The organism is Pseudarthrobacter sp. 1C304, assembly GCF_052245515.1.
Classification (GTDB): domain Bacteria; phylum Actinomycetota; class Actinomycetes; order Actinomycetales; family Micrococcaceae; genus Arthrobacter.
On the sequence record NZ_JBQQCH010000001.1, the window covers coordinates 50,391 to 67,153 of the forward strand.

A 16,763-nucleotide genomic window follows, 5' to 3' on the forward strand; every position below is an offset into this window, starting at 1 on the left:
CGTGCGTTGGGCGCCGCGCCGGGTGGGGGACCTGCGGTTTGGTTCCATCTTGCCCTTGGCCCGTGGGAGGAGCTATGGGTTGGGTCAGCATCGTGCTCGGCCGAAGGCGATGGGTCACACGCCCGCCGAGCGCGCCTGGACCAGGTTGGCGAACGGTAGCCGGCCGTAATGGCAGCGGAATTCAGCGTGATACTTGGCTTCCGCCTCGTTGACTTCCGCAGCCGGCAGGACCTTCCACGCGATGAGAAGGGACTGCGAGTCGGCCAACTGCCAGATCAGCCGTCCGCCCCAGTGCCCGACGGGCCTACCGCGGCCGAAGTCCATAAACTCTTGAATGCGCTTACGGAGCCCGCGGGCGCTGCTCGTTCCTGCGCCTGCCTTGCCGACGTACAGGACATCTGCGCCGTCGACCCATTCAGCGGCCAGCGCGTCCAGCAGGATCGTAGGATTTTTCCTTTTGAACCATCCGCCGACGCTCTCTTCCAAAAAGGCACGCTGGCGCCCTTCAGGATGAAGAACCGCATAAATGCCAGGTTCCCTCGGGACTTCGCCCAAGTCGAGCTCCTCGAAGGTCTTAAAGCCGGCAAATCCTTCAGACCTAAGAAACAGTTCATTCATGGCGTCCCCTACTTACTCAGCAGCGTGGCTAGGTACGGCTCTCCGACCACGGGAATCCCGTAACTCCGGGCCTTTTTAGCTTTGCCCGACAAACTATCCGGGTCGGCCGCTACCAAAAGTTTCACCGCTTTGGTGATCGCTGGATGCGGTACAAAGCCGGCAGCTCGGAGATCAGACTCAATGTCGCTCCGATCCCGCGACATGTCCCCGGTGAGCACCACCTTATCGCCGACCGAGAGGAGCAACGACTGGACTGCGGCACCGGTCTCCGCATCTTGCCCTGCGACAGGTCCAGCGAGCCCGCGGGTTATGGAATCCTGACTGATGTCGAGCAGACCACCGACGATCCGGAGATCAGCCTCCTCCTCGGCAGTAACAACTCCGTCTTCCCATGCTGCGGCGAGCATGGCAATCATGTACTTGATGTGGAGATCTTCAGCATCGCTTCGACCGATCCCCAGGGAATCGGCGAGCGTCACGAGCCCGTCTGCCTCGGACACGGAAATCTGCCGGTCCATGAGGGCGCGGTCGAGCATGCCCAAGTAAGCATTGTGCTCGTCCGGGCCGGCAACCTCGGGCAAGCGGTTCACCAATCGTTCCAGAAAATGTGGCTGCGGATCCGGCGCCGAGCGGCGGAGGGCCGGTTGCTGGCGCTTCGGCTCAACGGCCGGCCATGAGGCAAAGTAGGCCCGGTCCAGAGCGCTGAACCACTCGGGGTTTTCAGTGTCCATCCGGAGATAGTTGCTCAGTACATGAGCGGCGGCCTCAGCGTCATCCCCAGCGCTGTGCGCGGTCACTAGGTTAAGTCCGAAACTGTCGCAGCAGTCTTTCAAGGAGCGGCCAGCCCCGGGGAGATAACGTCGGGCAAGTTTCATCGTGCATAGACAATCGTGGACCTCGAACGGCAGCTCCAGGCCGGCGCGCCCCAGTTCATGCGAGACGAACCTGTAGTCGAAGTGAACGTTGTGAGCAACAAGCACGCGCCCCGCGAGCAGATCCATCACATCGTGCGCAATGTCTTCGAAAAGAGGGGCGTGCAGGATGTCTGCGGCGCGGATCCCGTGGATGCGCTGCGGGCCCAGATCACGCTGGGGATTGACCAGCGTCTCCCATCGGTTGCTGACTGTGCCGTCCGGTTCCACGCGCACGACGGCGATCTCGGCAATGCGGTGGCTCCCCGGGAACAGCCCTGTCGTCTCTACGTCAACAACGGCGAATCCTGCGTTCATCTGTTCCCCCAATAGAAGTGGTAGCTTGGCCGATTGTTTCGGATCTTCCAGTGCACCGATTGGCGCCGCGCGAGCCTATTGATCACCACCGACACTTTGGGTCACTGCCGGAATACCACGGGCCGTTCACGTCGTACACGTCAGGAGTGCTGCCTGCGGTAACTGATATCGCCGCTCCGGGGGACAAGCTCGCGCACCGCGATGCCCGGGCAACACAAAGCCTGCAGGTACCTTCGCGATCTCGCTATGAGCTGGCCCGGACAATTGAATGTCCTGAACGACCCGAGCAAATCTGACGGCTACCTGCAGGCGCTTTAAGCGTACGCCCGGGCGGCGGACATGGGTAGGGCAAAGGTCCCGGTTTCCGGCACCTTTGCCCTTTCGCGGACCTGCCGCACCGGGCCCCGGTCAGGGCGTTGCCCGGCGCAGGGTCAGGTACGAGCCCACACCGAGCGCTCCGCAGACAAACGCGGTCCAGCCGCTGACGCTCAGGGGCGTCTGGGCCGCAAACCAGGCACCCACCTGCGGCCACCAGCCCTGCCAGCCAGCGAGCGCCATCAGCCCCACCACCACTACCGCGATGATGCTCCAGGCCACCAGCATCCCCGTGGCCCGCCAGCGCTTGTACACGGTGGCAAACCAGAAACCGGTCATGTAGAGGGCCAGCATCACGAGGAAATTGAACAGGATCTGGACGGCTGCCGGGCTCTCCGCCGCCCAGCCCAGGAAGTACAGCTGCCCGTTCTGGCCCCAGCCGTTGGTCGCCAGTTCCACGCGGCCCAGCACAAAGTAGAGCAGGCTGATGCCGAGGGCCACGACGGCGAACAGCCCCGTGCTGCCGATGAAGAACGTGCGGCGGCTGACACTCATGGCCTGCGAAAAGGGGAAGGTGTAGGTCAGCGACTGGATGCCGAGCGCCAGAAAGTACCAGACCACGGACTGCGCGGCTCCGGAGACTCGGGAGCCCTCGCCGCTCGGAAGTATGAGCCAGATGGCATATGTCAGGGCGAAGCTGCCGGCGATGATCAGCGCCGGGATCCCCAGGAATGTCCACTTGTTGATCAGCTGCATGCGGGCGACACTCACGGCGCGATTCATGGCGCCACCTCCACTTCTGACGGTTCCGTTACTGTGCGGGGTTCGACGTCGGCCTGGCCGGCCGCCGCCGTCGTCTTCCGGACCACCAGCTGCTGCAGGGATACCGGGGACAGTTCCAGGCCCAGTTCGGCGGCCCGGGCACGGTCAGCGGAGCCGAGGCGGGCCTCGATGGTCACGGACGCCAGCGATCCCAGCCGTTCCCGGTGCAGCACCGTGCGCCCGGCGGTGAACGCGGCTGCGTTCGTTTCCTCGCCCGTGACGGTGACGGCCGACCCGCGGATGTTCTCGGCGTCGTCGTCCAGAATGATCCGCCCCCGATCGATCAGGAGGACGTGCTCGAGCAGGTTGGCCACCTCGTCGATGAGGTGGGAGGAGAGGATGATGGTGCGCGGGTGGCGTGAGTAGTCCTCGACCAGCCGGTCATAGAAGATCTGCCGGGCGACGGCGTCGAGCCCCAGGTACGGCTCATCGAAAAAGGTCAGCTCGGCACGCGCCGCGAGTCCGATCACGACGCCGACCGCGGACAACTGACCACGCGAGAGCTTCTTGATGCGGCGCTTGAGCGGCAGGGTGAATTCCTCCACGAGGCGGTCGGCGAAGCCCTGGTCCCAGTTCGCGAAGAACAGTGACGCCGCCTTGAACGCCTGCGCGGGCGTGAAGTCCTCGGGGTACTTCTGCGATTCCCTGATGAAGCACATCCGCGACAGGACGGCGTCGTTCTCGTAGGGGTGCTGGCCGAAGACCCGGACGCTGCCGGACGTCTCAGGGTCCTGGGCGGTGAGAATGGACATCAGTGTGGTCTTGCCGGCACCGTTCCGTCCCAGCAGGCCGTAGATTTTGCCGCCGTCGATGCGGAGGGTGACTCCGTCAACGGCCTTCGTGTCTTTGTAGCGTTTGGTGACGCCCGTCAGTTCAATGACCGGCGGCTGCGTTCGTGCATTCACCGTCCCGCGCTCCTTTCCGTTAGTACGGGATCTGAGTTACTGCGGCTGATCATGTCGGCCAGCGCGTCGGCGCTGATGCCGAGCCTGCGCGCTTCCCGGGTGAGCGGCTGGACGAAGTCATGGAAAAACTCTTCCCGCCGCCGTTCCAGCAACCGGGTCCGTGCTCCTGTGGCCACGAACATGCCGATCCCCCTTTTCTTGTAAAGAATTCCCTCGTCGACGAGTTTGTTGATCCCCTTCGCCGCAGTGGCGGGGTTGATCCGGTAGAACGCGGCGAACTCGTTGGTGGACGGCGCCTGGGCCTCTTCCGCCAGGGCGCCGGCGACGATGTCGCCCTCAATCAGTTCTGCGATCTGAAGAAAGATCGGACGGGAATCGTCAAGCACTGCGCGCCGCCCTTTCGTGGAAAGCCGGACAATCCGGCCCGTTGGTTCATTACTCATGTAGCTAACCACATAAGCCACCCGCCCGCAAGGGCCGGCACCGGGACCCCGCGCCGGCATCCGGCGCCGAAAAACACCGCTCCGGCCGGAAGCGTAGAGTGGAACAAGACGCCTGATTCTGGACGCCAAGCGCTGAGGGAGAAATCGTGACGATTGACTGGGACGAGAAGAAGACGCTGCTGCAGGAACCGAACATCGCCGCCGTGACGCAGCTTTGCGACGAATTGATGGAAAAGAAGCCGGGGTCGGTTGTCCCGTACATTGATCCCGTCCACGACGAGGACGAATGCCGGATCGTCAGCCTGCACATCGCCCCGGGCAAGGGCTGCGAGTCGGGTTTTGTTTCCCACTTCAACGAGGACGAGGCCGCCCGCCGGGCCACCTCGATCTACGAGGCGGTGGAGCTTGACCCGCGCTATGTCATGCCGTGGAACGCCTACCCCTGGGTTCGCGACGCCGACCTTCCCTCCGCCCTGAACGTCCAGGAGAAGACCGACGGCCTGCGGCCCTTCCGCCAGTTCCTCAAGATCAATAAGCGGGTGTCCGCCATCATCGCCCACGGCGCCGACGCCCACTCTTTCCTGACACTCTTCGAGAAGACCTACCACTCCTCGCTGAAGAACCGCGGCGTCAAGATCTACAAGGCCACAGCCCTGGGCGGCCGCGCTTTCGCCGTCTCCCCCGCCAAGCAGGAGGAGCTCCTGGGCAAGAACGTCGAGGTCTACAAGGACGCCATGCAGCGGGCAGGCATCCAGCACCTCTGACCTGATACCCACGCAGCGCGACGGCGGCTGACCGGCCGCCGTCGTCCGCTGCGGATTGGTGCGGCCCCCCGTAGGGTCCAACGGCCCTGCCCAACCCCTGCTGTCCTTGGTGAGCTTGGAGCGGAGCCCGGACGGCCGCGTCCCCAGGGAGGCTCGCTCCCGAAAGGACCCGCGATGGGACGGTTGGACGGCAAAGTGGCTCTGGTCAGCGGCGGCGCGCGGGGCATCGGCGCCGCCATCGCGGGGCGGTTCCTCGAAGAAGGGGCCAACGTCGTCGCCGGGGATGTCCTGGACGAGGACGGCCGGCAGCTGGCTGCCCAGCTCGGGGACGGAGTCCGCTACGTCCACCTCGACGTGACCAGGCCCGCTGACTGGGATGCGGCGGTGAGCGAGGCCGTCTCGACTTTCGGCAGCCTCAGCATCCTGGTCAACAATGCCGGCATTGTGAACTTCGGCCGGATTGACGAGTTTCCGCACGAGGACTGGGCCCGGATCATCGATGTGAACCTCACCGGCGTCTTCAACGGCATCAAGGCGGCGGCCCCGGCCATGGCCCAGGCAGGCACCGCCTCCATCATCAACGTCTCCTCGATCGCCGGCCTCCGCGGCTACGAGAACCTCTCCGGCTACACGGCGTCGAAGTTCGGCGTCCGGGGCCTGACAAAAAGCGCCGCGCTGGACCTCGGCGGCTCCGGGATCCGGGTGAATTCGGTGCACCCCGGCGTCATCGAAACGCCCATGACCGCCGGCATGACCTTCGACACCGGACATGTCCCCCTGCACCGGACCGGACAACCCACGGAGATCGCGGACCTGGCGGTGTACCTGGCAGCCGACGAGTCCTCGTTTGTCACAGGTGCCGAGTTCGTAATCGACGGCGGCGAGACGGCCGGCTCCGTTGCGCCACCTTCCGACTGACACCGCCTGACACGAAAGCGAAATCCCATGTCCCAGAATCCCGGCTCAAAACTGGCCATTGTCGGCGCCGGCAGCGTGGGCTCGTCCCTCGCCTACGCGGCCCTGATCCGCGGCTCCGCAAGCAATGTCGCACTCTTTGACGTCAACGCCGCCAAGGCCGAAGCCGAGGTTCTCGACCTCGCGCACGGAACCCAGTTCTCCGCCGCAGCGGCCACCGTGACGGGCGGCGGGGACATCGCCGCGACGGAAGGGGCCGACGTCGTCGTCATCACCGCCGGGGCGAAACAGGCGCCGGGCCAGACGCGCCTGGACCTCGCCGGCACCAACGTCCGCATTCTCGAACAGCTCATGCCGCAGCTGCTCAAGCACGCACCGGACGCCGTCTACGTGCTGGTGACCAACCCCTGCGACGTGCTGACCGTTGCTGCGCAGAAGATCTCCGGACTGCCGCCGTCGCGCATTTTCTCCTCCGGCACGGTGCTCGACACGTCGCGGCTGCGCTGGCTGCTGGCGCACAGGGCCGGAGTCTCCCTCACCAGCGTGCACGCCAGCATGGTGGGCGAGCACGGCGACACCGAGTTCCCGGTGTGGTCCGGCGCGACGATCGGCCCGGTCCCCATCCGCAACTGGACGGTGGACGGAGAACGCGTCTTCACGCCCGAATACCTCGCCGACACCGCGCGGGAAGTGACGCAGGCGGCCTACAAAGTAATCGCCGGCAAAGGCGCCACGAACTACGCGATCGGCCTCTCCGGCGCACGCATCGTGGAGGCGCTGCTGCGCGGTGAAAACGCGGTGCTGCCGGTTTCCACCGTGCTGGACGGACAGTACGGAATCACCGGCATCGCGCTGTCCCTCCCCAGCATCGTGGGGCACGGCGGTGTCCGCGCAGTGCTGGATACCCCCATGGACGACGGCGAACTCGCCTCCCTGCACCACTCCGCCGAGACGCTGCGGGAGAGCCTGGCGACGCTGGGAATCTAGACCGTCCGCGGCGCCTCGGCGTCAGCGAAAGCAGGCACCACGGCCACGGATCCGACGTGCGGCAGGGCCCGTCGGATTTCCCGCTCCAGGTTGGCCGTCACCGAGGCGAGCTCAACCAGGTGGGCATCCGTGGGGATCGGCACCGTGATTTCGACCTGCAGCCGGTGGCCGGACCAGCGCAGCCGCGCGGTGCCGCCGGCCCGTGAGTGTTCCGCAATGAGGTCCTCGACGCGCTTCGTCAGTTCCGGGTCGACGCCGTCCATGAGCCGCCGACCGACGTCACGCATGGTGCCCCAGAGCAGCACGCCAATGGCCGCGGAAATCAGGAGGCCCACGATCGGGTCCGCCAGCGGGAAGCCCAGCCAGATGCCGACGACGCCGGCGACGACGGCGAGCGACGTGAACCCGTCCGTCCGGGCATGGACGCCGTCGGCCACCAGCGCGGCGGAACCGATCCGCCGTCCGACCCGGATCCGGTACATCGCCACGAGTTCGTTGCCGGCGAAGCCCACCACGCCAGCGGCCAGCACCCAGCCGAGGTTGTTGACCGGCTGGGGTTCGAAGAAGCGGCGGATGGATTCGATGGCGGCGACGACTGCCGACAGCGCAATCATGGCGACGATGAAGAGCCCTGCGAGGTCCTCGGCCCGGCCGTAGCCGTGGGTGTAGGTCCGCGTTGCCCTGCGGCGGCCCAGCAGGAAAGCGATCCACAGCGGCACTGCCGTCAGCGCGTCGGAAAAGTTGTGCACGGTGTCCGCCAGAAGCGCCACGGAGCCGCTGACCAGCACAATCACCAGTTGGAACGCGGCTGTTGCGCCGAGGCCCAGCAACGAGACTTTGACCGCGCGAATCCCTTGCACACTGGCCTCGAGGGCCTCATCGATGGAATCCGCGGCGTCATGCGAGTGCGGAACGAAGACGGACTGGAACCAGCCCCTCAGGCCCTTCGCATGGGTGTGGGGGTGCGCGTGACTGTGGGGGTGCGCGTGTCCGTCGTCGCCGTGGTCATGCGGGCCATGGTGGTGGTGGCTGGTGTCCTGCCCGTCGCCGTGGTCATGCGGGCCATGGTGGTGGTGGCTGGTGTCCTGCCCGTCGCCGTGGTCATGCTGCTCCACGGACTCCGCCGGGCGGTTCATGCGCCGTGCCGCGGGGCCGTACCGAGCGCGTGCTCCGCCTGATGGATTGCATCCAGAACGAGCTGGCTGGCGTGGCTGTCCCGCAGCCGGTAATACACCCTGGTGCCTTCCTGCCGGGTGGCCACCATGCCGCCGAGCCGCATCTTGGCCAGGTGCTGCGACACAGCGGCGGCCGGTTTCCCCACTTTCTCAGCAAGCGCGTTGACCGTCAGCTCACCGTCCCCGAGCGCCAGGATCAGCCGGACCCGGGTGGCATCGGCCAGCAGTGCAAACACCTCGACAGCCAACTCCACGTGCGGGCTGTCGGTCCCAATCTGCATATCTGCATTCATATGCAGATAATGCCACACTTTCCTTACTGCGGCTGTTTTCCGTCCCGCGCCCGGAACACAGCTCCGGTGGCGGGCGTTGACTACAGGTACCCTTGGGAATTCTGGAAACTGCCCCGGACCACAATCACGCGGAAGGAGGGCGCCTCATGCCCGCTGCCACTGCAGCCCGTCCCGCCGTCCTGCTCCGCCACGCCTTCCTGCTGGCCGGGGTCCTGGCCGTCATCCTGGGATTCCTGGGCATGCATGTCCTCGCCAGCCCCCACGTGACGCATGCCCCCGCCGCAGCCGGCGGTGAAGGCAGCCATGCCGCCGAGCACGGCACCACCAGCTCCACCGGCCATGCCGGGCACGGTGCCAGCCCAGCCGGCCTCCATCCGGCCCCGGCGGCAGACGGCTGCACGGAGCAGCCGGGCGCGCACGTCGACTGCACACCGTCGCCGGCGGGCGCTGCCTTGAGCGCCCCGCAGCCGGGGGCCACGCTGGTGACCGCCTGGCCTCCTGCGGCGGAACACACGGGCCTCCTCCCCCGCTCCACGTATTCTCCCGGGACACCCACACCCGGCGACCTGTCCATCAGCCGGACGTAAGACTGGACATGTGCCGTGAAGCCACCGGCACATCACCCGCTCCGGCGCAGGCCGCCGCCCGGTGGCCCCTGCGCGCCATCCCCGGACTCCACCCAAAGGACGCGATTTTCCATGAACAGAATCCTGACCATTTCCGCCGCTGCCCTGGCCACTGCGATTGCCCTGGCAGGCTGCTCCGCCAGTTCTGACAGCAGCATGCCCGGCATGAACCACAGCACGGGCCAGTCAATGCCCGGCTCCAGCGCCGCCCCTGAAGCGGCAGACCACAACGGCTCGGACACCATGTTTGCCCAGGCCATGATTCCGCACCACGCCCAGGCCGTGGAGATGAGCGACATCATCCTTAAGAAGCAGGGCATCGATGCCAGGGTCACCGCGCTGGCAACGCAGATCAAAGCGGCCCAGGCGCCCGAGATCGAGAAGATGACCGGCTGGCTCACCGCTTGGAACGAAGCCACCCAGGCACCCGGGGGCCACTCCATGACCGGCATGATGAGCGGCGAGGATCTCAGCAAGCTCGACGCCGCGGAGGGCACCGAGGCCGCGAAGCTCTTCCTGAGCCAGATGATTGCGCACCACGAGGGCGCCGTCGAGATGGCGAACGCAGAGGTCCGCTCCGGCAAAAACGCCGAGGCCATCCAGCTGGGCAAGGACATTGCGGCCTCCCAGACGGACGAGATCCAGAAAATGAAGGACCTGCTCGCAGGGCTCTAGACAAACACCAGAGATGCACAATGGCGGCGGCCCCCACCCCGGGGTCGCCGTCACACTTGACACGCCGATGTGACCCCTGCCATATTCAAAGGGTGAACCTGTCAGACAGCCAGACAGCAGGACAGCCTCTCGCCCGTCTCAGCGCGGCCGAAGCAGTCTTCAATGTCCTCCGCTCCGAAATCGAATCCGGCAAGCTGGGCATCGGCGCCAAGCTGAGCTCCGAGGCCAGCCTTGCCCAGCAGTACGGCGTGAGCCGCTCCGTGGTCCGGGAGGCGTTGCGGTCCTGCACCGCCCTGGGGCTGACCGTCACGAGGACCGGGCGGGGCACGTTCGTGGTCGCCGACCACGTGGCCAAGGACCTGGTCCTCGGCCAGTACGCTGCCCGCGACCTCACCGAGGCGCGCCCCCACATCGAGGTTCCTGCCGCCGGACTGGCAGCAGAACGCCGCTCGCCCGAGGAACTTGACACCATGCGGGACATCGTCGCCGCGATGACAACCGAGGACGACCCCGAAGTGTGGGTGGGCCTGGACTCAAGCTTTCACGCGCTGATCGCTCGGGCCAGCCGGAACAAGGTGTTCGAAAACGTCGTCGCGGATATCCGGGAGGCCCTGGCCCACCAGTCCGAGACCCTGAACATGGTGGCGGACCGCCAGCGCGCCTCCGACGAGGAGCACCGGCGCATCCTGGCCGCCATCGAGGCTGGCGACGCGGCAACGGCGCGCATCGCCATGAGCCAGCACCTGCACGCCGTGGGTGTTGCCCTCGACTCGATCCTCAACACGTGAGCGCAGGCGCCTCAGCCCGCGCCAACAAGAGCAGACTCAGCAGCAGCCTGACCAGTAGCCACCACCGCCAAAGGACGCAATGATTCCTCCTTCCCTCACGCGCCTCCCCACCCCGCTGGCCCCGGAGACGCTCCCGCAGCACACCCCGCTCGCGGTCCAGACCCGCGACGGACTGGTCGAGAGCGTCCATTACGGCTCGGCAATCGCCACTGCAGCGGACGGCCGGACCCTTCTGGCAGCTGGCGAGCCCCTCGCCCCGTTCTACCCGCGCTCCGCCCTCAAGCCCCTGCAGGCCGTCGCCATGGTCCGTGCCGGCCTGGACCTCCCGGACGAACTCCTGGCCCTCGCGTCCGCCAGCCACTCCGGGGGTGCCGCCCACCGCGACGGTGCGCTGCGCATCCTGGAATTGCACGGGCTGACTCCGGAAGACCTCGAAAACAGCACCGACCTCCCCTATGGCGTCCGTGAGCGCGAGGAATGGCTAAGCGGCGGCGGGCATACCACCCAACTGGCGCAGAACTGCTCCGGCAAGCACGCCGCAATGGCGGCCACCTGCGTCATCAATGGCTGGCCAGTCCTGGGACATCTGGACCCGGCACACCCGCTCCAGCAGCTCGTGGCCCGGACCATAGCGGACCTGACAGGCGAGGACCCGGAGCGCATGTCCACCGATGGCTGCGGAACTCCGCTCTTCGCACTGAGCCTGCATGGCATGGCCCGCGCGTTCGGCCGGCTGGCCTCGGCCACGGGACCCGGCAGCGCGGAAGCCGCCGTCGCCGGCGCCATGCGGCGTCACCCGGAGATGGTGGCGGGCGAGGACCGGGATGTCACCGAGCTGATGCTCCTGGTCCCCGGCCTCCTGGCAAAGGACGGCTTCGAGGGCGTCCAGCTGGTGGGCCTGCCCGACGGCCGCGCCGTCGCAGTGAAAATTGCCGACGGCGGGGACCGCGCGAGGATGCCCGTCACCGTGCGCATCCTGGCCGCCCTCGGCGTCGACACTTCTCCGCTGGCGCGCATCGCCTCGGCACCCGTGCTGGGCGGCGGCCGGCCGGTCGGGCTGCTGCAGGCCGCCGACTTCCTCCCATCTCCCGAAACCTGCAACGCCCCCGAAGCCCCGTAAGGACCGCCATGACCCCGCTCGACGAACGCGCAGACTTCCGCTCCGAACACGACCTCCTGGGCGACCGGGACGTCCCCGCCGACGCCTACTGGGGTGTGCACACCCTGCGCGCCGTGGAGAACTTCCCCATCACGGGCCAGCCGCTGTCCTCCAACATGTACCTGGTCCGCGGACTGGCCGCCGTAAAGCTGGCCGCCGCCCGCACCAACCACGAGCTCGGCCTGCTCGATGCCGAGCGCGCCCGGGCCATCGAGGACGCCTGCGCCGACATCCTGAACGGCAAACTCAGCGAGCAGTTCGTGGTGGACGTCATCCAGGGCGGTGCCGGGACTTCGTCGAACATGAACGCCAACGAGGTGATCGCCAACCGTGCCCTGGAAATCCTCGGCCACCCGAAAGGCGACTACTCCCGGCTGCACCCCAACGACCACGTCAACCTCAGCCAGTCCACGAACGACGTCTACCCCACCGCGGTCAAGCTCGGCACGATCTTCGCCGCCCGGGAACTGCTCCATGCCCTCGGGGAGCTCGAGGACGCCTTCGCCGCCAAGGCGCTGGAATTCCGCACGGTGGTGAAGATGGGCCGCACCCAACTGCAGGACGCCGTCCCCATGACCCTCGGCCAGGAGTTCGGCACCTACGCCGTCACCATCGGCGAGGACCGGCTCCGCCTGGCCGAAGCCGACCTGCTCATCCACGAAATCAACCTCGGCGCCACAGCCATCGGCACCGGGCTCAACGCCCCGGCAGGGTACGCCGGGGCCGCCTGCCGGCACCTCGCCGACATCACCGGCCTGCCGCTCGTCACCGCGGTCGACCTGATCGAGGCCACCCAGGACGTTGGCGCCTTCGTGCACCTTTCCGGCGTGCTCAAGCGCGTCGCCGTGAAACTGTCCAAGATCTGCAACGACCTCCGGCTGCTCTCCTCCGGCCCGCGCGCCGGCTTCGGGGAAATCAACCTCCCCGCCGTGCAGTCCGGTTCCTCGATCATGCCGGGCAAGATCAACCCCGTCATTCCCGAAGTGGTCAGCCAAGTGGCCTATGAGGTGATCGGCAACGACGTGACCATCACCATGGCGGCCGAGGCCGGGCAGCTCCAGCTCAACGCCTTCGAACCCATCATTGTCCACAGCCTTCACAAGAGCATCTCCCACCTGGAAGCCGCCTGCCGCACCCTTACGGCCCGCTGCGTCCGCGGCATCACCGCCAACACCGAGCACCTCCGCCTCACGGTGGAACAGTCAATCGGACTCGTCACCGCACTCAACCCGCACCTGGGCTATGCCACGGCCACGGCCATCGCGCAGGAAGCCCTTGCCACCGGCAAGGGCGTCGCGGAACTCGTACTCGAACACGGACTGCTCACCGCCGAGCAGCTCGCCGACCTCCTCAGCCCGCAGCGCCTGGCCAACCTGAGCAAATAGCGCACCCTCGAACCCCGAAGGACCCTCATGACTTATCCCGAAACTGCCCGCGCCCAAAAACAAGCGACCCAACAGCAGCCCGCCATCTCCGACCACACCATTCCCGCGCATGCCCATGCCTCCGAGGCGGCGCTGCATGCCGAGGACCAGGGTTACCACAAGGGTCTGAAACCCCGGCAGGTGCAGATGATCGCGATCGGCGGGGCGATCGGCACCGGCCTGTTCATGGGCGCCGGCGGCCGTCTCGCCGCGGCCGGCCCGGCCCTGGTTATCAGCTATGCCGTGTGCGGGTTTTTCGCCTTCATGATCCTGCGCGCCCTCGGCGAACTCGTGATGCACCGGCCGTCGTCGGGCTCGTTTGTCTCCTACGCCCGCGAATTCTTCGGCGAGAAGGCCGCCTTTGTCACGGGCTGGCTGTACTGGCTGAACTGGGCCATGACGGCGATCGTGGACATCACCGCCGTCGCGCTGTACATGAACTTCTTCAAGAAGTACTGGGCGCCGATCGCGGACGTACCGCAGTGGGCGTGGGCGCTGGCCGCCCTGATCCTGGTCCTGGGCCTCAACCTCGTCAGCGTAAAGGTGTTCGGCGAGCTCGAATTCTGGTTCGCGCTGATCAAGGTCGTGGCGCTCACGTCCTTCCTGATCGTAGGCATCTACTTCGTCATCTTTGGCACCCCCGTCGCCGGCCAGGAGGTGGGCTTCAGCCTGATCGCGGACAACGGCGGCATGTTCCCCAACGGTCTGCTGCCCGCAGTCGTGGTGATGCAGGGTGTCGTGTTCGCCTACGCCTCGATCGAGCTGATCGGCACCGCTGCCGGCGAGACGGAAAACCCGGAAAAAATCATGCCGCGGGCCATCAACACGGTAATAGTCCGTATTGCGGTGTTCTACGTCGGCTCGCTCGTACTGCTCTCGCTGCTGCTCCCCTTTAGCTCCTACAAGGCCGGCGAAAGCCCGTTCGTGACGTTCTTCGGTTCCATCGGCGTCGAGGGCGTGGACGCCATCATGAACCTCGTGGTCCTGACCGCGGCATTGTCCTCGCTTAACGCCGGCCTGTACTCCACCGGCCGGATCATGCGGTCCATGTCCATGTCAGGTTCCGCGCCGAAGTTTGCCGGTCGGATGAACAAGTCCGGTGTTCCGTACGGCGGCATCGCCCTCACCGCCGGCGTGGCCGGCCTTGGAGTCATCCTCAACGCACTGGTCCCGGCCGAGGCCTTCGAGATCGTCCTGAACGTCGCATCGCTGGGCATCATCTGCACCTGGGCCATGATCGTCCTGTGCCAAATGCAGCTTGCCCGGCTCGCAGCCCGCGGGGAACTGCTCCGGCCCGCTTTCCGCATGCCCGGCGCTCCCGTTACGGGCTGGATCACGTTGGCCTTCCTTTTGGCGGTACTGATCCTCATGGCGTTCGACTCGCCCGTGGGAACGTGGACCATCGCGTCCATCGTGGTGATCGTGCCGCTCCTGATGCTCGGCTGGCGTCTCTGCCGGCACCGCATCCTGGAAATCGCAGCCGTCCGCGACGGGTTCACCGGGCCCTATCCGCTCGTGGCGGCCCGCTCCGTGCGTGGCACGGAAGCATCCGACGGCGGAAATCCGGAGTAGCCTTCCGGCATGCCGCCCTCCCCGTAACGCAGCGTCCCGGCACCCTCTCGCGGATGCGGTTCGCATATGCTCAGCAGACAGCTTCACACTGGCTCAGCGACGAACCATCCGGGAGACACTTCATGACCAACTGGCGCATCAGGGATTTCCACTCGGCCGATCTTGACGGCATCCTGCACCTTTGGGAAACCCTCAAAGCCTCGAATGTCGAGCCGGTCTACGCGCTGTCCGAGGTGCTGGCCTCCTGCGAAAAAGACCACGCCGTCGTCGCGGTGCAGGGCGACCAGGTGGTGGGTGCCGCCGTCGGCCGCGCCGCCCACGACCAGGGCTGGATCGTTTTCCTGGCCACGCTCCCGGAATACCGCGGCCGCGGCATCGGAACCTCGCTGCTTGCCGCCGTCGAGAACCGGATGGCGCCGCACGGGCTGAACAAGCTGTCCGCCCTGATGCCGGAATCCGAGACCCGGGTGGAGGCGTTCCTGGGCCGCGGCTTTGTGCTGAAGAAGAACCTCCGCTACTTCGAGCGGACGATTCCCGTGCAGCGCCAGGAGCTTGAGCCCCTCAGCCTGCTGGGCGGCCGGATCCTGGCCCGCGATCTTTGGGAAAACGTCGCCGGCATGCGCAATGAGAAGGAGCTGCTGGAACGCCGGCTGGTCCTGCCCCTGGCCGAAGCCGACCTCGCCGACGAGTACGGCGTGGTGCCGCCGCGCGCCGTGGTCCTTTTCGGCCCCCCAGGCACCGGCAAGACAACGTTCGCGAAGGCGATTGCGTCGCGGCTCGAGTGGCCGTTCGTGGAGGTCTTCCCTTCCCGGCTGGCCTCCGACCCGCAGGGACTGGCGGGTGCCCTGCGTGAGACGTTCCTGGAGATCGCCGAGCTGGAACACGCCGTGGTGTTCATCGACGAGGTGGAAGAGATCGCCGCCCAGCGGTCCGGCGAACCGCCGTCGCCGCTGCAGGGCGTCACCAACGAGCTCCTGAAGATCATCCCGGCCTTCCGCGAGCAGCCGGGCCGCCTGCTGGTCTGCGCCACCAACTTCATCCGCGCCCTGGACTCGGCGTTCCTGCGCCACGGCCGTTTCGACTACGTCATCCCCATCGGCCTGCCCGACCGCCAGGCCCGGGAGGCCATGTGGCAGCGGTTCATCCCCTCCACTGTTGTGGACGACGTGGACGTGGAACTGCTGGTGGACCGCACCGAGGGGTTCTCCCCGGCGGACATCGAATACGCGGCCCGGAGCGCGTCCCAGCGGGCCCTGGAAAAAGCGGTGTACGACGACGGCGGGCTGGCTTCCAGCGGCAACGCCTCCGTCCGCGAAGCCGTCCGGAAGGGCCCCGCGACGCAGGATTACCTCGACGCGATTGCGGAGACCCGCACCACGGTGAGCGACGAGGTCCACCAGCAGTTCCTCGAGGACATCGACGCCCTGGGCCGGGTCTAGCCCTTCGGGGCCTCGTCGTAGGAGAGGTTCTCGTAGTCGGTGTCGTCCGCCTCGTCGAGCCGGTCGTCGAGTTCCTCCAGTAGCCACGGGTTGATCCGGGCCAGGATTTTCCGGGTCTCCTCCACCGGCACCGCGGCGTAGAGCACCGGGCGGGCCTCGTTGTAGCGCGTGACGGGCGGTTTGTCCGGCCACTTCTCGGCCAGTGCCTTGACCCGCTCCGGCAGGGAATTGTGGGCGTTGTCGGCGATCTTCACCAGCGTGGCGTCGTGGTCCTCGGCGATGTAGCGGATGCCGGCCTGGTAGTCGTCCGGGTTCTCATGAAAGCGCTTGGTGACGCGCTCTATGATGTCCACGGCGCGCTCGGAGACGCCCATGTCCAGCAGGGCCTGCCGGGTCATGGGGGTGTCCTCGGCGATGTCGTGCAGATAACCGGCAATCCGGATGTCGTCGTCGAAGTCCGCCAGGGCGTCCCCGACGGCGATCACATGCTCGCGGTAGGGCCGCTTGAGCTTGTCCTTCTGCCGGTTGTGGGCCACCTCGGCGAGGACCTTCGCCGTTTCGACGGTAAATCTCGGCTGCGGGCTGCCCGCTTCGGTCAACTCTGGTTCTGGCAT

18 protein-coding genes are annotated in these 16,763 nt (G+C 66.6%); 10 read left to right on the forward strand and 8 right to left on the reverse strand.

Translation table 11 applies throughout. From position 1 onward, the window contains the following. Positions 1 to 114: 114 nt before the first annotated feature. From ACTWQD_RS00245 to ACTWQD_RS00265, 5 genes are all read right to left on the reverse strand, one after another. Complete coding sequence (locus ACTWQD_RS00245) at positions 115 to 618, reverse strand: hypothetical protein (RefSeq protein WP_443194206.1); 504 nt, start codon at positions 616 to 618, stop codon at positions 115 to 117. An 8-nt stretch (positions 619 to 626) separates the two neighbouring features. Continuing rightward, complete coding sequence (locus ACTWQD_RS00250; RefSeq protein WP_443194207.1) at positions 627 to 1,847, reverse strand: exonuclease domain-containing protein; 1,221 nt, start codon at positions 1,845 to 1,847, stop codon at positions 627 to 629. Positions 1,848 to 2,255: 408 nt separating this feature from the next. Then, positions 2,256 to 2,945 carry a hypothetical protein gene (locus ACTWQD_RS00255; protein WP_443194208.1) on the reverse strand — a complete coding sequence of 230 codons (690 nt, stop codon included), beginning with the start codon at positions 2,943 to 2,945 and terminating at the stop codon, positions 2,256 to 2,258. Next, complete coding sequence (locus tag ACTWQD_RS00260) at positions 2,942 to 3,889, reverse strand: ABC transporter ATP-binding protein (protein WP_443194209.1); 948 nt, start codon at positions 3,887 to 3,889, stop codon at positions 2,942 to 2,944. The genes ACTWQD_RS00255 and ACTWQD_RS00260 overlap by 4 nt, the downstream gene beginning before the upstream one ends. After that, on the reverse strand, positions 3,886 to 4,332 hold the full coding sequence (locus ACTWQD_RS00265) for a GntR family transcriptional regulator (RefSeq protein ID WP_443194210.1): 447 nt from the start codon (positions 4,330 to 4,332) through the stop codon (positions 3,886 to 3,888). Before ACTWQD_RS00265 ends, ACTWQD_RS00260 begins: the two co-directional genes overlap by 4 nt. A 146-nt stretch (positions 4,333 to 4,478) precedes the next feature. On the opposite strand from ACTWQD_RS00265, the gene ACTWQD_RS00270 reads away from it, so the two are divergent. The 3 genes from ACTWQD_RS00270 (at position 4,479) to ACTWQD_RS00280 (ending at position 6,998) form a co-directional block, all read left to right on the forward strand. Beyond that, positions 4,479 to 5,096 (forward strand): uracil-DNA glycosylase, encoded by a 618-nt coding sequence (locus ACTWQD_RS00270; protein ID WP_443194211.1) that lies wholly within the window; start codon positions 4,479 to 4,481, stop codon positions 5,094 to 5,096. Positions 5,097 to 5,270: 174 nt separating this feature from the next. Next, on the forward strand, positions 5,271 to 6,014 hold the full coding sequence (locus ACTWQD_RS00275; protein WP_443194212.1) for a glucose 1-dehydrogenase: 744 nt from the start codon (positions 5,271 to 5,273) through the stop codon (positions 6,012 to 6,014). 27 nt (positions 6,015 to 6,041) lie between these two features. Further along, the gene (locus ACTWQD_RS00280) at positions 6,042 to 6,998 is read left to right on the forward strand and encodes an L-lactate dehydrogenase (protein ID WP_443194213.1); all 957 of its coding nucleotides are present in this window, start codon (positions 6,042 to 6,044) and stop codon (positions 6,996 to 6,998) included. Here ACTWQD_RS00280 and ACTWQD_RS00285 read toward each other — a convergent pair. Both ACTWQD_RS00285 and ACTWQD_RS00290 read right to left on the reverse strand, forming a co-directional pair. Then, positions 6,995 to 8,134, reverse strand: a complete 1,140-nt coding sequence (locus tag ACTWQD_RS00285) for a cation diffusion facilitator family transporter (RefSeq protein ID WP_443194214.1) — start codon at positions 8,132 to 8,134, stop codon at positions 6,995 to 6,997. The two genes, ACTWQD_RS00280 and ACTWQD_RS00285, sit on opposite strands and share 4 nt — an antisense overlap. Further along, the gene (locus tag ACTWQD_RS00290; RefSeq protein WP_443194215.1) at positions 8,131 to 8,454 is read right to left on the reverse strand and encodes an ArsR/SmtB family transcription factor; all 324 of its coding nucleotides are present in this window, start codon (positions 8,452 to 8,454) and stop codon (positions 8,131 to 8,133) included. Before ACTWQD_RS00290 ends, ACTWQD_RS00285 begins: the two co-directional genes overlap by 4 nt. Positions 8,455 to 8,612: 158 nt before the next feature. Between ACTWQD_RS00290 and ACTWQD_RS00295 the strand changes: the two genes are divergently transcribed. The 7 genes from ACTWQD_RS00295 (at position 8,613) to ACTWQD_RS00325 (ending at position 16,149) form a co-directional block, all read left to right on the forward strand. Then, on the forward strand, positions 8,613 to 9,053 hold the full coding sequence (locus ACTWQD_RS00295) for a hypothetical protein (RefSeq protein WP_443194216.1): 441 nt from the start codon (positions 8,613 to 8,615) through the stop codon (positions 9,051 to 9,053). Between the two features lie 111 nt (positions 9,054 to 9,164). After that, the gene (locus ACTWQD_RS00300; protein ID WP_443194217.1) at positions 9,165 to 9,767 is read left to right on the forward strand and encodes a DUF305 domain-containing protein; all 603 of its coding nucleotides are present in this window, start codon (positions 9,165 to 9,167) and stop codon (positions 9,765 to 9,767) included. A 92-nt stretch (positions 9,768 to 9,859) separates the two neighbouring features. Beyond that, entirely contained in the window at positions 9,860 to 10,555 is a 696-nt protein-coding gene (locus ACTWQD_RS00305) for a FadR/GntR family transcriptional regulator (protein ID WP_443194218.1), read from the forward strand. A 79-nt stretch (positions 10,556 to 10,634) separates the two neighbouring features. Beyond that, positions 10,635 to 11,675, forward strand: a complete 1,041-nt coding sequence (locus tag ACTWQD_RS00310; RefSeq protein ID WP_443194219.1) for an asparaginase — start codon at positions 10,635 to 10,637, stop codon at positions 11,673 to 11,675. An 8-nt stretch (positions 11,676 to 11,683) separates the two neighbouring features. Continuing rightward, complete coding sequence (locus ACTWQD_RS00315) at positions 11,684 to 13,099, forward strand: aspartate ammonia-lyase (RefSeq protein ID WP_443194220.1); 1,416 nt, start codon at positions 11,684 to 11,686, stop codon at positions 13,097 to 13,099. A 27-nt stretch (positions 13,100 to 13,126) separates the two neighbouring features. After that, on the forward strand, positions 13,127 to 14,710 hold the full coding sequence (locus ACTWQD_RS00320) for an amino acid permease (protein ID WP_443194221.1): 1,584 nt from the start codon (positions 13,127 to 13,129) through the stop codon (positions 14,708 to 14,710). 122 nt (positions 14,711 to 14,832) lie between these two features. Continuing rightward, complete coding sequence (locus ACTWQD_RS00325) at positions 14,833 to 16,149, forward strand: ATP-binding protein (protein ID WP_443194222.1); 1,317 nt, start codon at positions 14,833 to 14,835, stop codon at positions 16,147 to 16,149. Here the strand turns inward: ACTWQD_RS00325 and ACTWQD_RS00330 are convergent. Next, positions 16,146 to 16,763, reverse strand: a complete 618-nt coding sequence (locus ACTWQD_RS00330) for an HD domain-containing protein (protein ID WP_443194223.1) — start codon at positions 16,761 to 16,763, stop codon at positions 16,146 to 16,148. The two genes, ACTWQD_RS00325 and ACTWQD_RS00330, sit on opposite strands and share 4 nt — an antisense overlap.

Excerpts from the sequence above, each read along its gene's own strand:
- ACTWQD_RS00300 (WP_443194217.1), top strand. The coding sequence starts at position 9,165 with ATGAACAGAATCCTGACCATTTCCGCCGCTGCCCTGGCCACTGCGATT.
- ACTWQD_RS00275 (WP_443194212.1), top strand. The coding sequence starts at position 5,271 with ATGGGACGGTTGGACGGCAAAGTGGCTCTGGTCAGCGGCGGCGCGCGG.
- ACTWQD_RS00330 (WP_443194223.1), bottom strand. The coding sequence starts at position 16,763 with ATGCCAGAACCAGAGTTGACCGAAGCGGGCAGCCCGCAGCCGAGATTT.
- ACTWQD_RS00280 (WP_443194213.1), top strand. The coding sequence starts at position 6,042 with ATGTCCCAGAATCCCGGCTCAAAACTGGCCATTGTCGGCGCCGGCAGC.
- ACTWQD_RS00265 (WP_443194210.1), bottom strand. The coding sequence starts at position 4,332 with ATGAGTAATGAACCAACGGGCCGGATTGTCCGGCTTTCCACGAAAGGG.
- ACTWQD_RS00310 (WP_443194219.1), top strand. The coding sequence starts at position 10,635 with ATGATTCCTCCTTCCCTCACGCGCCTCCCCACCCCGCTGGCCCCGGAG.
- ACTWQD_RS00245 (WP_443194206.1), bottom strand. The coding sequence starts at position 618 with ATGAATGAACTGTTTCTTAGGTCTGAAGGATTTGCCGGCTTTAAGACC.
- ACTWQD_RS00315 (WP_443194220.1), top strand. The coding sequence starts at position 11,684 with ATGACCCCGCTCGACGAACGCGCAGACTTCCGCTCCGAACACGACCTC.
- ACTWQD_RS00320 (WP_443194221.1), top strand. The coding sequence starts at position 13,127 with ATGACTTATCCCGAAACTGCCCGCGCCCAAAAACAAGCGACCCAACAG.
- ACTWQD_RS00285 (WP_443194214.1), bottom strand. The coding sequence starts at position 8,134 with ATGAACCGCCCGGCGGAGTCCGTGGAGCAGCATGACCACGGCGACGGG.
- ACTWQD_RS00290 (WP_443194215.1), bottom strand. The coding sequence starts at position 8,454 with ATGCAGATTGGGACCGACAGCCCGCACGTGGAGTTGGCTGTCGAGGTG.
- ACTWQD_RS00325 (WP_443194222.1), top strand. The coding sequence starts at position 14,833 with ATGACCAACTGGCGCATCAGGGATTTCCACTCGGCCGATCTTGACGGC.
- ACTWQD_RS00255 (WP_443194208.1), bottom strand. The coding sequence starts at position 2,945 with ATGAATCGCGCCGTGAGTGTCGCCCGCATGCAGCTGATCAACAAGTGG.
- ACTWQD_RS00295 (WP_443194216.1), top strand. The coding sequence starts at position 8,613 with ATGCCCGCTGCCACTGCAGCCCGTCCCGCCGTCCTGCTCCGCCACGCC.
- ACTWQD_RS00250 (WP_443194207.1), bottom strand. The coding sequence starts at position 1,847 with ATGAACGCAGGATTCGCCGTTGTTGACGTAGAGACGACAGGGCTGTTC.